General features: G+C 71.0%; 14 protein-coding genes. 2 read left to right on the plus strand and 12 right to left on the minus strand.

Annotated features, from left to right (window positions below):
- Positions 1–3 precede the first annotated feature (3 nt).
- From MWM08_RS14410 to MWM08_RS14445, 8 genes are all read right to left on the minus strand, one after another.
- Entirely contained in the window at positions 4–966 is a 963-nt protein-coding gene (locus MWM08_RS14410; protein ID WP_244407127.1) for a tripartite tricarboxylate transporter substrate binding protein, read from the minus strand.
- 63 nt (positions 967–1,029) lie between these two features.
- Positions 1,030–1,989, minus strand: coding sequence for an ABC transporter substrate-binding protein (locus MWM08_RS14415; RefSeq protein ID WP_244407128.1), 960 nt, complete (start codon positions 1,987–1,989; stop codon positions 1,030–1,032).
- Positions 1,986–4,109 carry a molybdopterin cofactor-binding domain-containing protein gene (locus MWM08_RS14420; RefSeq protein WP_244407129.1) on the minus strand — a complete coding sequence of 708 codons (2,124 nt, stop codon included), beginning with the start codon at positions 4,107–4,109 and terminating at the stop codon, positions 1,986–1,988. Before MWM08_RS14420 ends, MWM08_RS14415 begins: the two co-directional genes overlap by 4 nt.
- Entirely contained in the window at positions 4,106–4,564 is a 459-nt protein-coding gene (locus MWM08_RS14425; RefSeq protein ID WP_244407130.1) for a (2Fe-2S)-binding protein, read from the minus strand. Before MWM08_RS14425 ends, MWM08_RS14420 begins: the two co-directional genes overlap by 4 nt.
- Before the next feature lie 9 nt (positions 4,565–4,573).
- A complete protein-coding gene (locus MWM08_RS14430) occupies positions 4,574–5,539 on the minus strand; it encodes a tripartite tricarboxylate transporter substrate binding protein (RefSeq protein WP_244407131.1) in 966 nt (321 codons plus the stop codon).
- A gap of 59 nt (positions 5,540–5,598) precedes the next feature.
- Positions 5,599–6,330 carry a proteasome-type protease gene (locus MWM08_RS14435; RefSeq protein WP_244407132.1) on the minus strand — a complete coding sequence of 244 codons (732 nt, stop codon included), beginning with the start codon at positions 6,328–6,330 and terminating at the stop codon, positions 5,599–5,601.
- A gap of 9 nt (positions 6,331–6,339) precedes the next feature.
- Positions 6,340–7,278 (minus strand): alpha-E domain-containing protein, encoded by a 939-nt coding sequence (locus tag MWM08_RS14440; RefSeq protein WP_244407133.1) that lies wholly within the window; start codon positions 7,276–7,278, stop codon positions 6,340–6,342.
- The gene (locus tag MWM08_RS14445; protein ID WP_244459967.1) at positions 7,272–8,804 is read right to left on the minus strand and encodes a circularly permuted type 2 ATP-grasp protein; all 1,533 of its coding nucleotides are present in this window, start codon (positions 8,802–8,804) and stop codon (positions 7,272–7,274) included. The genes MWM08_RS14440 and MWM08_RS14445 overlap by 7 nt, the downstream gene beginning before the upstream one ends.
- A 185-nt stretch (positions 8,805–8,989) precedes the next feature.
- On the opposite strand from MWM08_RS14445, the gene MWM08_RS14450 reads away from it, so the two are divergent.
- Entirely contained in the window at positions 8,990–10,606 is a 1,617-nt protein-coding gene (locus MWM08_RS14450) for a thiamine pyrophosphate-dependent enzyme (protein ID WP_244407134.1), read from the plus strand.
- Here MWM08_RS14450 and MWM08_RS14455 read toward each other — a convergent pair.
- Together MWM08_RS14455 and MWM08_RS14460 are read right to left on the minus strand one after the other, a co-directional pair.
- A complete protein-coding gene (locus MWM08_RS14455; protein ID WP_244407135.1) occupies positions 10,596–12,008 on the minus strand; it encodes an amidase in 1,413 nt (470 codons plus the stop codon). The genes MWM08_RS14450 and MWM08_RS14455 overlap by 11 nt on opposite strands.
- Positions 12,005–12,211 carry a hypothetical protein gene (locus MWM08_RS14460; RefSeq protein WP_244407136.1) on the minus strand — a complete coding sequence of 69 codons (207 nt, stop codon included), beginning with the start codon at positions 12,209–12,211 and terminating at the stop codon, positions 12,005–12,007. Before MWM08_RS14460 ends, MWM08_RS14455 begins: the two co-directional genes overlap by 4 nt.
- Positions 12,212–12,320: 109 nt before the next feature.
- Here MWM08_RS14460 and MWM08_RS14465 point away from each other — a divergent pair, with 109 nt between their 5' ends.
- Entirely contained in the window at positions 12,321–13,457 is a 1,137-nt protein-coding gene (locus MWM08_RS14465; RefSeq protein WP_244407137.1) for a mandelate racemase/muconate lactonizing enzyme family protein, read from the plus strand.
- Here the strand turns inward: MWM08_RS14465 and MWM08_RS14470 are convergent.
- Entirely contained in the window at positions 13,454–14,047 is a 594-nt protein-coding gene (locus MWM08_RS14470; protein ID WP_244407138.1) for a histidine phosphatase family protein, read from the minus strand. The genes MWM08_RS14465 and MWM08_RS14470 overlap by 4 nt on opposite strands.
- Positions 14,044–14,745 (minus strand): DUF1194 domain-containing protein, encoded by a 702-nt coding sequence (locus MWM08_RS14475; protein WP_244407139.1) that lies wholly within the window; start codon positions 14,743–14,745, stop codon positions 14,044–14,046. The genes MWM08_RS14470 and MWM08_RS14475 overlap by 4 nt, the downstream gene beginning before the upstream one ends.
- Positions 14,746–14,762 lie beyond the last annotated feature (17 nt).

Genomic DNA, 14,762 nt, shown 5'->3' on the forward strand with positions numbered 1-14,762 from the left:
GCCTCAGTCAGCGCGGATGTTGTTCTCCCGCACCACCGCGCCCCACTTCGCGACCTCCTGCTGCACGAAGGTGCCGAGTTCCGCCGGCGAGGACATCACCAGCCGCGCCTGTTGCACCTCCTGCATGGTGGTGCGCACGCGCTCCTCGCTGAGCGATTCCTTCAACGCCGCGTTCATGCGCGCGACCGCGTCCTGCGGCGTGCCGTGCGGCGCGAACACGCCCCACCAGGCTTCCGCCTCCAGCCCCGGAATGCCCGCCTGCGCCACCGTGGGCAGCTCGGCCAGGGCAGGCAGGCGCTGTGGGCCGAACTGCGCGAAGGTGCGCAGCGTGCCCGACCGCGCATGCGGATGCACCACCGCGGCGGAACCGATCATCATGTCGACATGCCCGGCCACGGTGTCGTTCACCGCGAGCCCGCCGGAGCGATACGGCAGGTGCGTCATGCGCGTGCCGGTGCGCCCCTGCAGCAGCACCATGGTCAGGTGGCCGATCGTGCCATTGCCGGTCGACCCGAAGGACACCGCATCGGGCCGCGCCCGGGCAGCTTCCACCACCGCGGTGATCGACTGGAACGGCTTGTCCGGCTTGCAGGCCAGCACATAGGGCGCGCCGCCGATCAGCATGACGGGATCGAGGTCCCGATCGGGGTTGAACGGCAGCTGCGGCAGCAGCGCGGCCAGCGTCGCGTGGCTGTCGAAGGTCAACAGCCAGGTCTGCCCGTCAGGCCGCGCCTTCGCGACCGCATCGGTGCCGATCGACCCGGCCGCGCCGGCCCGGTTGTCCACCACGACGGGCGCGCCGAGGCGCTGCGTCAGCCCCGGCGCCACCAGCCGCGCTACGGCATCGGTGGACCCACCCGGCGCGAAGGGCACGACGATGCGGATGGCAGCGCCCTGCGCACGCACGGCAGGGGCGGCGAGGATGGCGGCAGCGCCGAGCGCGGCGCGGCGGGTCATGCGGATCATTGGGCGTTCTCCCGGATGGCGTTGCCGCAGACATGCGGCGAGGCGGCGCGCGGGGCAAGCCCCTCAGGCGTCGAGCAGGTCGAGCACCGAGGGGTGGAACAGCGCCTCGGGCGCGATCTCCCGTGCCGCCAGCCCGTCCGCAACCGCGTAGCGGATCATCGCCGCGATCTCGTCGCGGTTGCGCGCGACGCCATAGGGCCAGGGGTTGCCGCCCATCGCCGCGATCTGCGCCTCGGCCTCCGCCGCGATCCAGGGCAGCGAGACACGCAGCACGTTCACCAGGCGGAGTTCGTCCACCGACGCACGCTTGGCCGCGGTGAAGGCGCGGAACAATTCCACCGGCAACCAGGGGTGGCGCTCCACCACGTCGCGGCGCACCGCCAAGCAATGCATGATCGGGAAGAATCCGGTGGCGTTGAACCAGGCCTGTTCCTCCGCGCGGGTGTCGGGCCACAGCCGATCCACCGGCGCGGAGCGGTCGACGAAGCAGCGTGGCGGGCGCGGGCCGATCAGCGCGTCGATCTCGCCGGCGGCGAGCGCCGCCTCCAGGTCGCGCCCCAGAGGCTTCACGTCGAAGCCGTCCGGCAGCGTGATGGCGATGCGCTCGCCACCGGTGCGCCAGGCGATGCCCTTCGTGTCCACCCCATACTGCTCCCGCAGGAAGCCGCGCACCCAGAGTGCCGCGGTCTGCTGGTATTCGGGCAGCCCAATGGTCCGCCCCGCGAGGTCCGCCGCGCTGCGGATGCCGCGGTCCGTGCGCACATACACCGCCGAATGCCGGAAGGCGCGCGAGAGGAATACCGGCACGCCGACATAGGGCGCATCGCCGCGCGCGGTGGTGACGATGTGGCTCCCCATCGAGAGTTCGGAAACATCGAACGCCTTGTCGCGCAGCGCGCGGCGAAAGATGTCCTCCGGTTCGCCCGGGATGAAGGTGATGTCGCAACCCGCGACGCGGAAGCGGCCATCCATCACCGGCCTGGTGCGGTCGGAAGTCGTGCAGGCAAGAGTGAGCGGAATCATGAGGCCGCGAGGTTCTCCGGCGTGAAGGGCATCGAACGCGGACGGATGCCGAGCGCATCGTGGATGGCATTCGCGATGGCGGCGATGGCGGGTGCCAGCGACGCCTCGCCGGCGCCCAGCGGCTTCTCGTCAGGCCGCGGGATCAGGCGCGTCTCGACGGCGGGAACTTCACTGAAGCGCAGGATCGGGTAGCTCTCCCAGTCGTCCGACGTCACGGCGCGCGGGCCGAAGGCCACCGCTTCCTTCAGCGCCATCGACACGCCATGGATGGCGCCGCCCTCGTACTGGTTCGCCACGCCATCGGGGTTGATGACCTCCCCCACGTCGGCGGCGATCCACAGGCGCCGGCACATGACACGGTCCAGAGCCTCGATCTCGGCGGCCACCGCGCAATAGGCCCCGGTGTGCTTGTAGCACGCATAGGCCAGGCCGATGCCGAAGCCCTCGCGCTTCGTGCGCCCGCGCCAGCCGCACATCTCGGCCGCCAGTGACAGAACCTCCCGCCCGCGCGGGTCCTCGAGGTGCCGCAGGCGGAAATCGAGCGCATCCTCGCCCGCCATCTGCGCGAGTTCGTCCATCACGGATTCGATCGCAAACACATTCGCCGGCGCGCCCAGCCCCCGCAGCGCGGAGACCCGCAGCGGCATGGCATCCAGCCGCTTCACGCCGATGCGCAACTTCGGGATGCGATAGGCCGGCACCGCATTCCGCTGCGCCCCGCCGCCCGAGGCCAGCGGCGAGTTCAACGCATTCGGGATGGTGCGCGCCGGGTCCATGTACTCCACGGCGAGCAGCGTCGGCAGCGCGCCGCGGCCGGGGCGGGACGAATGGCCGTGGCTGATCACCTCCTCCTGCCAGGACGCGATGTTGCCCTGCGCGTCGAGCGACGCCTCGACATCCACCACCATGGCCGAGGACATCGGTCCCCACCCGAGTTCCTCCGCGCGTGACCACAGCAGTCGGACCGGCCGCCCCGGCACCGCGCGCGCCGCCAGCGCCGCATCCAGCGCGACATCATCCGCGCCATTGTGCCCGTAGCAGCCCGCGCCTTCGACGTGGTGCACCAGGATGGCATCCTCGCCCATCGCGAAGGCCTTCGCGAGGTCGGCGCGCAAATTGTACACGCCCTGCGAATGGGTCCAGACCTCGAGCACTGCGCCATCCCAGCGCCCCACGGCGCAGCAGGTGCCGACCGACGCATGTGTGACATAGGGGCGGTGGAACGTCGCGCGCAGCGTCCGCGCCGGCGCCGCGGCTGGATCGTCGCGTTCCAGGATGACGGCGTGCTCGCCGGGTGCCGCGCGGAGCCAGTCAACCAGTGCGTGCTCCGGCGGCAGCGTGTCCTCCGCCGTCCAGTCGCAGCGCGCGGCCAAGCGCTCCGCCGCGCGCTCCGCATCATGTTCGTCCGCCGCGACCACCGCGAGGAACGACCCGTCCCGCGCCACCACCGCATCGCCCGGCAGCGCGCCGTCGCGCAGTGCGATCAGCCGCGCGCGCCGCGCCGGCGGGCGCACCACGCGCGCGTGCAGCATGCCCGGCAGGCGCAGGTCATGCACGAAGCGCGGCACGCCGAATACCTTGTCCGGCAGGTCGACACGCGCGGCCGATGTGCCCGCCACGCGCCGCGCCGCGGGCGGCTTGGCGCGCGCATCCTCCGGCGCATCGCAGGCCAGCAGCGCCGCATCCGCCTGCGACCAGTACGACGCGATGGTTCGCCCATCCGGCGCCAGGAACGCGCCGTCGTCGACGCGCAGCGCATCCATCGGCACGCCGCTGCGCTGCGCGGCCACCTGCAAGTGAATCGCGCGCGCGGCCGCGGCCGCGTGGCGCAACGCCATGCCGCTGTCCTGCACCGATAGGCTGCCGGAGGTGACACCCTCATTCGGGCTGCCCGGCGTGCTGGCTGCGGTCACGCGCACGCGGGTCAATGCCACGTCAAGCTCATCCGCCACGATCTGCGCGAGCGCCGTCAGGATTCCCTGCCCCAGTTCGACCTTGCCCGGCGTAACCGTGACATGACCCGCTGCATCAAAGGCAAGCCATCGATCCAGGCGCGGGTTGTTCGCCAGGCTCCCCGGCAGCCTCCCCGGCGGTGCGGCGCGGCGATCGAGGTCACTCATGCGCGCATCTCCGCCGCCGCGCGCTGCACCGCGCGAATGATTCGGTTGTGGCTGCCGCAGCGGCACAGATGGGGGTCGAGCGCGTCGCGGATCGCCCCATCATCCGGGTCGGGATCGCGCGCGAGCAGTGCCGCCGCCGCCACCAGGATGCCTGACAGGCAGAAGCCGCATTGCCCAGCCTGTTCGGCCAGGAAGGCGCGCTGCAACGGGTGCGGCGCAGCGGCCGACCCAAGCCCTTCCACCGTCGTCACGCTGCGCCCCGCCACGGCCTCCACGCCCATCGTGCAGGCATAGGCTGGTGCGCCATCCACCAGCACCACGCAGGCGCCGCACTGCTCGGCCCCGCAGCCGAAGCGCGGGCCGGACAGGCCACATTCCCCGCGCAGCACATGCAGCAGCGGCGTGCCCTCCGCCACCACCTGCACCGTTGCGCCGTTCAGCGTGAAGGCAACCATGCCCGCTCCTCAGTTCGCAGTGATGCGGGCAATGCGAATGCCCTCGGCCTGGCGGGTGATGTCCTCGCGCAGGAAACGGTCGAAGGCCTCGACGCTCATGGGGTTGACCAGGGCGCCGGCACGCTGCTGCGCCTCGCGCGTCGCGGGCAGGCCCATGATGCGGTTGACCTCGGCGGCGATGCGTTCGCGGATCGGCAGCGGCGTCGCCGCCGGCGCCATCAGGCCAAGCCAGATGCTGGCCTCGTAGCCCGGCAGCACCTCGGCCACCGTCGGCGCATCCGGCAGCAGCGGGCTGCGCGCGGGACCGGTGGTGGCCAGCGCGCGTACACGCCCACCGCGCGCCTGCTCTGTCATGGTGGGAATCGCGTCGAACATCATCGGGACCTGGCCGGCGATCAGCGCGGTGCGCGCCTCGTTCGATCCCCTGAACGGGATGTGGGTGATCTCGATACCGGCCATGGCGCGGAATATCTCGCCCGCCACGTGATACGGCGTGCCCGGCCCCGAGGACGCGTAGTCGAGCTTGCCGGGATTGGCCTTCGCATAGGCGATCAGCTCCGGCACCGAGTTCACGTTCAGCGACGGATGCACCACCAGCACGTGATGCGCGACATTGATGAAGGCCACCGCCGAGAGGTCCCGCATCAGCACATAGGGGCGGTTGGGCAGCAGCGTCTCGTTCGCCGTGTGCGTATTGGACATCAGCAGCAGCGTGTGTCCGTCCGGCTGCGCCTTGGCCACCGCATCGGCGCCGATCGTCCCGCCCGCGCCCGGCCGGTTCTCGATCACCACCGGCTGGCCGAAGGCCTGCTGCAGCGGCTCCTGGAGGAAGCGGCCCGCGACATCGGCCGACCCGCCGAGGCCGAAGGGAATGACGATGCGGATGGGGCGCGCGGGCCAAGCTTGCGCCACCGCGCCACGCGCGCCCAGCAGCGATGCGGCGCTCAGCGCCAGGGCCGTCCTGCGGTCGATCATGTCCTGTTCCTCCCGGGTCGATCCTGCATTTGTGGCATCGCGCCAGGGGGGCGCAAGTGTCACACCCAGTCGGGCACCTGCATCGCCGCATAGGCGTCGCGCAGCGCCGCCGCCCAGCCCTCGCGCACCCGGCGGAAATAGGAATCCTCCTCCGTGATGCGCCGGTGCAGCGCGACGCGCTGCGTGCCTTCGCGCACCACCAGCAGGTCGAGCGGCATGCCCACCGTCAGGTTCGACCGCAGCGTGCCATCCATGCTGATGAGCGCGAGCTTCACGCCATCGGCCAGCGAGACCTGCGGCGTCACGGCGCGATCGAGAATGGGCTTGCCGTACTTGTGCTCGCCGATCTGCAGGAAGGGCGTGTCGGCGGTGGCCTCGATGAAATTGCCCGCGGCGTAGATCATGAACAGCCGATGCCCCTGCCCCGCGATCTGCCCGCCCAGCAGCAGCGCGACATCGAAGCCCACGCCCTGCGCGCGCAGCGCGGGCCCGTCCGCGTCGAACACCGCGCGCACCGCCGCGCCAACGAGCTGCGCCGCGCGGAACATGGTGGGCACGCTTCGCAGCGTCTGCTGCTCGCCGTCCAGCCATAGCCCTTCCTGCAACCGGTTCCACACCGCCTGACTGATTGCGAGGTTGCCCGAGGACAACAGCGCCAGCACGCGGTCCCCCGGCACTTCCTCGACCTGCATCTTGGAAAAGGTGGAGATGTGATCGACGCCCGCATTGGTGCGCGTGTCGGACAGCAGCACCAGCCCCTGGTCGAGGAACAGGCCCACGCAATACGTCATGCGCGCCTCTCAGGAATGGAGGTAGAAGGCGCCGATCTCCGCACCCAGGTCGATGCTGCGGTCGATCTTGCGCGTCAGGAACTGGTGCAACCCCTCGCCCATGATGTCCTCGATGCGCGAGAATTTCAGACGCGCATGGATCTCGCCCGCCAGGCGGTGGCATTCCCCGCGCTGCCCGCCATGCGCGGCCGCCAGCCCGTCCAGCGTCTCCTCGATGCGCGCGTAGCACGCCACCATCGACCGCGGCAGTTCGTGGCGCAGCAGCAGCATCTCCGCGATCCGCCGCGGATCGAGCCGTGCGCGATAGATGTGGTGATAGGCCCGCAGTGCCGACACCGACCGCAGGATCGCCTGCCAGTGCAGGTAGGCCAGTGCGCCACCCTCCTCCACGTCGCTCAGCGCATGGTGGTGCGTGTCGAGCACGCGCGCGGTGTTGTCGGCGCGTTCCAGCATGGTGCCCAGCCGCACGAAGCGCCAGGCCTCGCCGCGCAGCATGGTGTCGGCATAGGCGCCGTTGAACAGCACCGTTCGCTGCTTCATCCAGTCGAGGAAGTCCGGCAGGTTGTCGGGCGCGAAGGTTGCCTCGGTGCTGCGGCGTGCCTGTGACCAGGTCTCGTTCACCGCCTCCCACATGTCGACCGTGAGCGCTGTGCGCACGGCACGCCCGTTGCGCCGCGCCGCCTCGATGCAGGACATGATCGAGGACGGATTCTCGGGATCGGCGGCGAGGTAGCGGACCACGTTTTCCTGCGTGAGCGGCGCGCCCTTGTCGCGGAATCCCGGCTCGCAGCCGGTGGCCACCAGCAGCGCGTGCCACGCCGTGTCGCGCTGCCCCGCGCCGGTCAGCGACGCCATGCGCAGCGCCACCTGCAGACCGCGCGCATTGTTGCCCGCGCGCTCGACATAGCGGCCGAGCCAGTACAGGCTGGATGCGGTGCGGCTCAGCATCCCGAGCCGCCCTGCGACTGCGATTGCGACTGTGATTGCGACCCGGACTGTGACTGGGATTGCGACTGCGACTGCGACTGCCCCTGCAGCGGGCGCGCGATGTCGGCGGGGTCGTCCTCCAGCACCCAGGTGTCCTTGGTGCCACCGCCCTGGGAGGAATTCACCACCAGCGATCCCTCGCGCAGCGCGACACGGGTCAGCCCGCCGGGCACCACGCGCACCTCCTTGCCCGACAGGATGAAGGGCCGCAGGTCGACATGCCGCGGCGCGATACCCTTTTCCACCAGCGTCGGCACGGTGGACAGCGCAAGCGTCGGCTGCGCGATGTATTCGCCCGGCCGCGCCTTGATGCGCGCTGCGAATTCCATGCGCTGGTCGGTCGTGCTGTGCGGCCCGACCAGCATCCCGTAGCCGCCCGACCCGTGGGTCAGCTTCACTACCAGCTCGTGCAGGTTGTCGAGCACATAGGCGCGATGGTCTTCGCGCTCGCACAGGTAGGTCGGCACGTTCTGCAGCAGCGGTTCCTCGGCCAGGTAGAAGCGGATCATCTCCGGCACGTAGGGATAGACCGCCTTGTCGTCGGCGATGCCGGCCCCGGGCGCATTGGCCAGCGCGACATTGCCCGCCTTGTAAGCCGCCATCAGCCCCGGCACGCCCAGCACGCTCTCGGGCCGGAACACGCGCGGATCGAGGTAGTCGTCGTCGATGCGGCGATAGATCACGTCCACGCGCTGCGGGCCCGCCGTGGTGCGCATGAACACCACGTCATCCTCGACGAACAGGTCAGGGCCTTCCACGACTTCCACGCCCATCTCGTCGGCCAGGAAGCAGTGTTCGTAATAGGCGGAATTGTACGACCCCGGCGTCAGGATCGCCACGCGCGGCGCGCCGCGGCAGCCGGGTGGCGCGACCGACTTCAGCGTCTCGAGCAGTTCCTCGGGATAATGCCCGACGGGGGCGATGCGGTGCGCCGCGCAGATACCTGGGAACAGGCGGAGCATCGCCTCGCGCCCCTCCAGCATGTACGAGACACCCGATGGCGTGCGGCAATTATCCTCGAGCACCCAGAACTCGTGCGGGCTGGTGCGCACCACGTCGATGCCCGCGATATGCGTGTAGACGCCGCCGGGCGGCGTGAAGCCGGCCATCTCGGGGCGGAAGGCCTCGTTGTCGCGCACCAGTGCGGCGGGGATGTGCCCGGCGCGCAGGATCTCCTGCTTCCCGTACACATCCGCCAGGAACATGTTCAGCGCGCGCACCCGCTGCACCAGGCCGCGCGACAGCGCATCCCATTCGGCGCGCGCAAGGATTCGCGGAATGATGTCGAAGGGGATCAACCGTTCCGGATCCCCGCCCTCACCATAGACGGCAAAGGTGATTCCGATGCGTTTGAACAGCAGTTCGGCCTCGTGCCGGCGCTGTTCCAGCGCGGCACGTGGAGTCGCGGCCAGCCAGCGCGCGATCTCGGCATAGGGTCCGCGAACGAGGCCATCGGCCGTCATTTCGTCGAAGGCGGGTGTGGTCATGGTCACCGGCGCGAAGTCCTCCGTCCCCGAGCCTTGCCGTTCACGACCGCCGAACGCAAGCCCGCGATGGTGCGCCCCGGCCCGGGCCGCGCGACCTTTGCCCAGGAAGCGGGCGATGCGTGCCCCGGTATGGGCAGCCACCGCACCCCGCCCTATCGTCTCGCGCCCCGCCAGGAGAACCCCGCATGCCCGAGCCGACCACCGCCGCCGACGCCATCGCCGCCGCCTTCGCCGGCGCCGGCACACGGCGCATCTACGGCGTGCCGGGCGGGGGTTCGAGCCTCGACCTGATCGCCGCCGCCAAGGCCCGCGGAATCGACTTCGTGCTCGCGCGACACGAGACCTCCGCCGTGATCATGGCCGCGACCGAGGCGGAACTCGCGGGCACGCCAGGTGCGGCGCTGTGCACGCGCGGGCCTGGCGTGGGCAATGCGGCGAACGGCATGGCGCATGCCGCACTCGACCGCGCGCCGGTGGTGCTGCTGGCGGACGGCTTCGCGCCGGCGGAACGCGCCTTCGCCACGCACCAGTATTTCGACCACGCGGCGATGCTCGCGCCGGTGACAAAGCTGCAGCTTTCGGTCGGGCAGATGGCGGCGGGCGATGCGGCAACGCAGGCGATCGGCGCGGTCATGGCGGCCCCGCGCGGGGCGGCGCTGATCGAAGTATCAGGTGCGGCCGCGAAGCAGCCCGCGGCGCTCGCGCCGGCGCAGCCGCGCCCTGCCCTGCCCGCGCCCGATGCCGACGCGATCGCCGCCGCGCAGCGCGTGCTGGCGGGCGCGCGGCGGCCGGTGATCGTCGCGGGTCTTGAAGCCGTGGACGCCGCGGAACCCCTGCGCGCCCTGGTCGCCGCCCTCGGTTGCCCCGTGCTGGTCACCTACAAGGCGAAGGGCGTGGTGCCCGACGCCGACCCGCATTTCGCCGGCATCTTCACCTGCGGCGCGGCCGAGGGCGCGGTGCTCGATGCCGCCGACGCCGTGATCATGGTCGGCGCCGACCCGGTCGAATTCATCCCGAAGCCCTGGCGCTGGCCGGTGCCGGTGATCGAGGTCGCGACCTCCCCGCGCGCCCTGCCTTATGCCACGGCGGCCGCGGCGCTGACCGGGCGCATCGGCGCGTCGCTGGCGTCGCTGGCGGAAGACGCGTCACGCGCCGACTGGCGCGCCGAAGACATCGCCGCGCTGCGCACCGCCTGGCTGCGCGCGCTGACCAACGACCCGCAGCGCGGCACGGGCATCGGCCCCCAGCGCGTGGTCGAGATCACGCAGGCCGCGGCCCGCGCCGCCGGCTTCGACCCGCGCGTCGCGGTCGATGCCGGGGCGCACATGTTCCCCGCCACCACCTTCTGGCAGTGCGAACGCCCCGGCGACCTGCTGATCTCGAACGGCCTGGCGACCATGGGCTTCGCGGTGCCGGCGGCGATCGCGGCCGCGCTGCACGATCCCGCGCGCGGCGCGCTGGCCTTCACCGGCGATGGCGGGCTGCTGATGGGGCTCGGCGAATTGGCGACCGCCGCGGTGCTGGGCGTGAAGCTCGTGGTGGTGGCGTTCAACGACGCGACGCTGTCGCTGATCGACATCAAGAAGGATGCGCGCGATCTGCCGGCGGGCGCGCTGGGCTGGCCGCGCGCCGACCTAGCCGGCGCGATGCGCGCGATGGGCGGCATCGGCCTGCGCGCCGATACCGAGGCGGAGCTCGCCGCCGCGATGGCCGAAGCCTGCGCGGCAGCGGGTCCGGTGCTGATCGACGCGGCGGTGGACCCCTCCGGCTACCCCGCGCAGATCAAGGCGCTCAGGGGATAGTCGGCACCCGCGCGTGCCAGTCGGTCTCCCGCTGGTAGGCATCCGCCACCGCCAGCGCGCGGCCCTCGGCGAAGGGCCTGGCCGAAAGCTGCAGCCCGATCGGCAGCCCGCGATCATCGAAGCCGCAGGGAATGCTGACCGTGGGAATACCCAGGTAGTTGAACGGCCGCGTGTTGGACGAGATCGCCATGTGCCGCGCCCAGTTGTCCGGGCTGGCGTCGATGCTGGTCTCGGCCAGGGTCGGCACGCGCATGCGCAGCGTCGGGGTCGCGACGATGTGGTGGCCGGCGAAGGCTTCCTTGCAGAACTGCCGCAGCAACGGCCCGCGCCGTGACAGCGCCTCCAGGTAGTGCGTGCCGGGAATCGCATAGCCGCCGTACATCCGGCCTGACAGATGGATCGCGTAGTCGCCCGGGTGCTCGCGCATCCAGTTGGCGTGGATGGTCGCCGCCTCCACGCGGCTGACCACCGCGACATAGGTGCCGATCGCGCGCAGCGACGGGCACGCGACGTAGGTGACCGAAGCGCCGCGCGCGCGCAGCACGTCCAGCGCCGCCTCGAAGCCGCGCACCACCACATCGTCGGCACCATCGAAGAACCATTCGCGCGGCACGGCCACGCTGACCCCCCGCAGGTCGCCGGTCAGCGCGGCCTCGTAGTCCGGCACGGCTTCCGGCGCGCTCGTTGCATCCAGCGGGTCATGGCCGGAGATCACGGTCATCACCCGCGCCGCATCGCGCGCGGTGCGCGTCAGTGGCCCGACATTGTCCATGGAAAACGACAACGGCATCACGCCGGACCGCGAAACGCGCGTCTGCGTCCCCTTGATGCCCGTGACGCCGCAGATGCTCGCCGGCAGGCGGATCGACCCGCCCGTATCAGACCCCAGCGCAGCCGCGAAGAAGCGCGCGGCCACACCCGCGCCGGAACCGGATGACGATCCGCCCGTACAGTAGGGCAGGCTCCACGGGTTGTGGCAGTCACCGAAATGCGCGTTGTGTCCGGTCGGGTTCTGCGCGAACTCCGCCATGTTCAGCGTGCCCATGTCGATCGCGCCCGCGGCGTCGAGCCGTTGCAGCACGGTCGCGGTCTTGCCCGGCTTGAAGTCGGCGCGGATCTTCGACCCGCAGGTGCTCACGCGCCCGGCCCGGTAGTACATGTCCTTGTGCATCATCGGCACGCCACTCAGCGGGCCGGGCGTCGCCCCCGCGGCACGCGCGCGGTCCTGCGCGGCGGCGGCATCCAGCGCGGCCTCGCGGTCCAGGCGGATGACCGAATTCACCTGCCCGTCATGCGCATCGATGCGGGCGAGGCAGGCCAGCACCATGGCTTCCGCGGTGGCCTCGCCCTTCGCGAAGGCGTCCGCGGCCTCGGTGACCGACAGCAGCGCGAGGTCGCTCATGCGCCAGGTTCCTTCTCCGCGCGCAGCGCGGCCTCGAAGGAAGATGGCTCGTCCTCGAAGACCAGCGTGCCGCGCAGCGCCTCGAATTCCGCCATCAGCGCGGGGAAGTCCTCGAGCCCACGCGCCGCGGCGGCATTCGGGCAGTCCACGCCGGACCACAGGCGGATCGCCGCCATCATCTCGGGGCTTGGGTCGTTGCTCATGGCGGTGGCGTCTCCTGGATGGCGGCGCGTCATCCTTGCGCCGCCATGGAGGTTTGCAAACCCCATGCCCGGCTGGCAGCCTCCGGCCAACACCCGAGGAAACGACCAGATGAAGATCGTGGACATCCGCGCCTACCCCACCTCCTTCCCGCTCCCTCCCGGTGGGCCGAAGCTCGGGATCGGCCAGGCGGTGAAGCGCGATGCCGTGATGGTGAAGGTCACCACGGAGGATGGCATCGTCGGCTGGGGCGAAAGCCATCATGGCCGCGCGCATACCGCCATCGCGAAGCTGATCGAGACTACCTTGCGGCAGCTCGTGCTCGGCATGGATGCCTTCGACACCACCGGCATCACGGCGCGCATCTACAAATACCAGCTGGCCTCGCACGGCATGGGCGCGGGCTGCGCGATGGCGATGTCGGGCCTCGACATGGCGCTGTGGGACGCCAAGGGGAAGGCACTGAACCTGCCGCTCTACAAGCTGCTCGGCGGCGCTTCGCGCGCCGTGCCGGCCTATGCCGGCGGCGTGGCACTGGGGTACCAGCCGCCCTCCGAACTGATCGACGAGGCCGCACCGCACATGGCCGCCGGCTACAAGGCGATAAAGCTGCGCGTGGGCGACACGGTGCGCGACGACGTCGCGCGCATGGAGGCGGTGCGCGACGCCTTCGGCCACGACCTGGTGATCCTGACCGACGCCAATATCGGCTATTCCATCGACCAGGTGCGCCAGGTGATGCCGGAGATGGACCGCCTCAACATCGGCTGGCTCGAGGAACCCTTCCCCGCGCACGACCACCATTCCTATTCCCAGGCGCGCGGCTACGGCTCCACACCGCTCGCCGCTGGCGAGAACCACTTCACCCGCTACGAATTCACGCGCGTGCTGGAAGACGGCGTCATCACCATCTGGCAGCCGGACCTGTCGAAGTGCGGCGGCATCACGGAAGCGCTGCGGATCGCGGCCATGGCCTCCGCCTTCAAGATCCCCATTCATCCGCATTCGTCGATGACCGGCGTGAACCAGGCGGCGTCGATCCACTTCCTCGCCGCGATCGAGAATGGCGGATACTTCGAGGCCGACATCTCCCGCGCCAACAAGTTCCGCGACGAACTGGGCAGCACGCCCTGGACCATCCGCGCCGACGGCACGGTGCTGCCCAACGCCACGCCGGGGATCGGCGTCGAGGTCGATGAGGGCTTCCTAGCCGCCCACCCGGCCATCGAGGGGCCAGGCTACGTCTAGGCCGCGGCCGCCATCACCGCATCGGGCATGATCACCTGCACGAAGCGCGGCGTGCCCGCTTCGGGCGCGACCATGCCGAAGGCGCCTTCGGGAAATTCCGCCTGCGCCAGCATCCGCCCGAAGATCGCCGGGCCGAACACGTGGATATGCCCCACCAGCAGCGCGTTCGACCCCGCCGGCGGCGACGTGCCCATCGCGCGCCGGGCCGAGGCGATCGCCCCGGGCACGTCGGTCGTGTAGTCGTCCGCCACCAGTTCCATCGTCACGTCCACCGGCCCGCCGCGCGCCATGGCCTGCGCCGTGTCCACCGCGCGGAACACGGGGGACGAGCGGATCGGCCGCAGCGGAATCGCAAGCCGCGCCATGGCCTCCGCCAGGGCGCGCGCCTGCGCCACGCCCGCCGCCGAGAGGTTGCGCTGCCCCGCGCGATCCCCCAGCCGCCCGGTATCCACCTGGCTGCGGTCGGTGATGGCGTGGCGCATGTAGAGCACGAAGCCGCCGGCGCGCAGCGTGGTGACCCAGCCCCGTGTAGTGGCCAGCGCCGGCGCGGCCAGCACCAGCGCGGGCAGCGAACGTCGTGCAATCCTCATGCGATCTCCCGGATCAGCTTGGCGCGCATCGCGCGGGCGAAATCCATGCGTGTCTCGGCGGCGATGACGAAGGCGCCGGGCCCGCCGATCACGTCGCGTTCGTAGGTCCGGCGCAGCGGCTCGCCGAAGCGCGTGACCGGCGCGACCTCGATGGCCAGCCCGTTCACCGTGATGCCGCGCGCCACCGCCGCGTCGCGCGCCTCGGTCGCGGGCGTGAAGGACCGCATGTCCGGCCCGTCGCCCGCCACGTCGATGACCAGGTCGTCGCTGCGGAAGGGTGCCGCGGCGATCAATGCGGTGCTGTGCGCGATGGCATCGCCGATCGCGTTGTAGGATTGGCGCGACCGCGGCGCGGCCATGATCGCCTCGGCCAGCGCGCGCGCCGAGGCCCCATCGCGCACCGCCACCCAGTCCACCACCGTGGCCGCCCCGCCAGGGCTGCCCCACTCCACCATCGCCACGCCGATCGCCCCGTTCGGGTTCGACGCGATGGCTGCGAGCACCGCCGGATGCGTCACCCCCTCGGCCAGCCCCTCGCGCTGCAGGCGGAATTCATCGGCGTCGATGGAGCCCGAGGCGTCCATCGCCAGCACCAGCAGCAGGTCCAGCACGGGCGCGGCCTGCGCGGCCAGAATGCCCGGCGCCAGCGCAGCACCCGCGCCCAGCATGGCACGGCGACGGATGGGGGGTCGTTCCATGGCCGCAGACATGGCGC

Source organism: Roseomonas fluvialis (assembly GCF_022846615.1).
Taxonomy (GTDB): Bacteria; Pseudomonadota; Alphaproteobacteria; order Acetobacterales; family Acetobacteraceae; genus Neoroseomonas; species Neoroseomonas fluvialis.

What these genes read in the sequence shown, in the direction of transcription:
- MWM08_RS14410 (WP_244407127.1), bottom strand. Translation starts at nt 966, where the DNA reads ATGATCCGCATGACCCGCCGCGCCGCGCTCGGCGCTGCCGCCATCCTC.
- MWM08_RS14415 (WP_244407128.1), bottom strand. Translation starts at nt 1,989, where the DNA reads ATGATTCCGCTCACTCTTGCCTGCACGACTTCCGACCGCACCAGGCCG.
- MWM08_RS14420 (WP_244407129.1), bottom strand. Translation starts at nt 4,109, where the DNA reads ATGAGTGACCTCGATCGCCGCGCCGCACCGCCGGGGAGGCTGCCGGGG.
- MWM08_RS14425 (WP_244407130.1), bottom strand. Translation starts at nt 4,564, where the DNA reads ATGGTTGCCTTCACGCTGAACGGCGCAACGGTGCAGGTGGTGGCGGAG.
- MWM08_RS14430 (WP_244407131.1), bottom strand. Translation starts at nt 5,539, where the DNA reads ATGATCGACCGCAGGACGGCCCTGGCGCTGAGCGCCGCATCGCTGCTG.
- MWM08_RS14435 (WP_244407132.1), bottom strand. Translation starts at nt 6,330, where the DNA reads ATGACGTATTGCGTGGGCCTGTTCCTCGACCAGGGGCTGGTGCTGCTG.
- MWM08_RS14440 (WP_244407133.1), bottom strand. Translation starts at nt 7,278, where the DNA reads ATGCTGAGCCGCACCGCATCCAGCCTGTACTGGCTCGGCCGCTATGTC.
- MWM08_RS14445 (WP_244459967.1), bottom strand. Translation starts at nt 8,804, where the DNA reads ATGACCACACCCGCCTTCGACGAAATGACGGCCGATGGCCTCGTTCGC.
- MWM08_RS14450 (WP_244407134.1), top strand. Translation starts at nt 8,990, where the DNA reads ATGCCCGAGCCGACCACCGCCGCCGACGCCATCGCCGCCGCCTTCGCC.
- MWM08_RS14455 (WP_244407135.1), bottom strand. Translation starts at nt 12,008, where the DNA reads ATGAGCGACCTCGCGCTGCTGTCGGTCACCGAGGCCGCGGACGCCTTC.
- MWM08_RS14460 (WP_244407136.1), bottom strand. Translation starts at nt 12,211, where the DNA reads ATGAGCAACGACCCAAGCCCCGAGATGATGGCGGCGATCCGCCTGTGG.
- MWM08_RS14465 (WP_244407137.1), top strand. Translation starts at nt 12,321, where the DNA reads ATGAAGATCGTGGACATCCGCGCCTACCCCACCTCCTTCCCGCTCCCT.
- MWM08_RS14470 (WP_244407138.1), bottom strand. Translation starts at nt 14,047, where the DNA reads ATGAGGATTGCACGACGTTCGCTGCCCGCGCTGGTGCTGGCCGCGCCG.
- MWM08_RS14475 (WP_244407139.1), bottom strand. Translation starts at nt 14,745, where the DNA reads ATGGAACGACCCCCCATCCGTCGCCGTGCCATGCTGGGCGCGGGTGCT.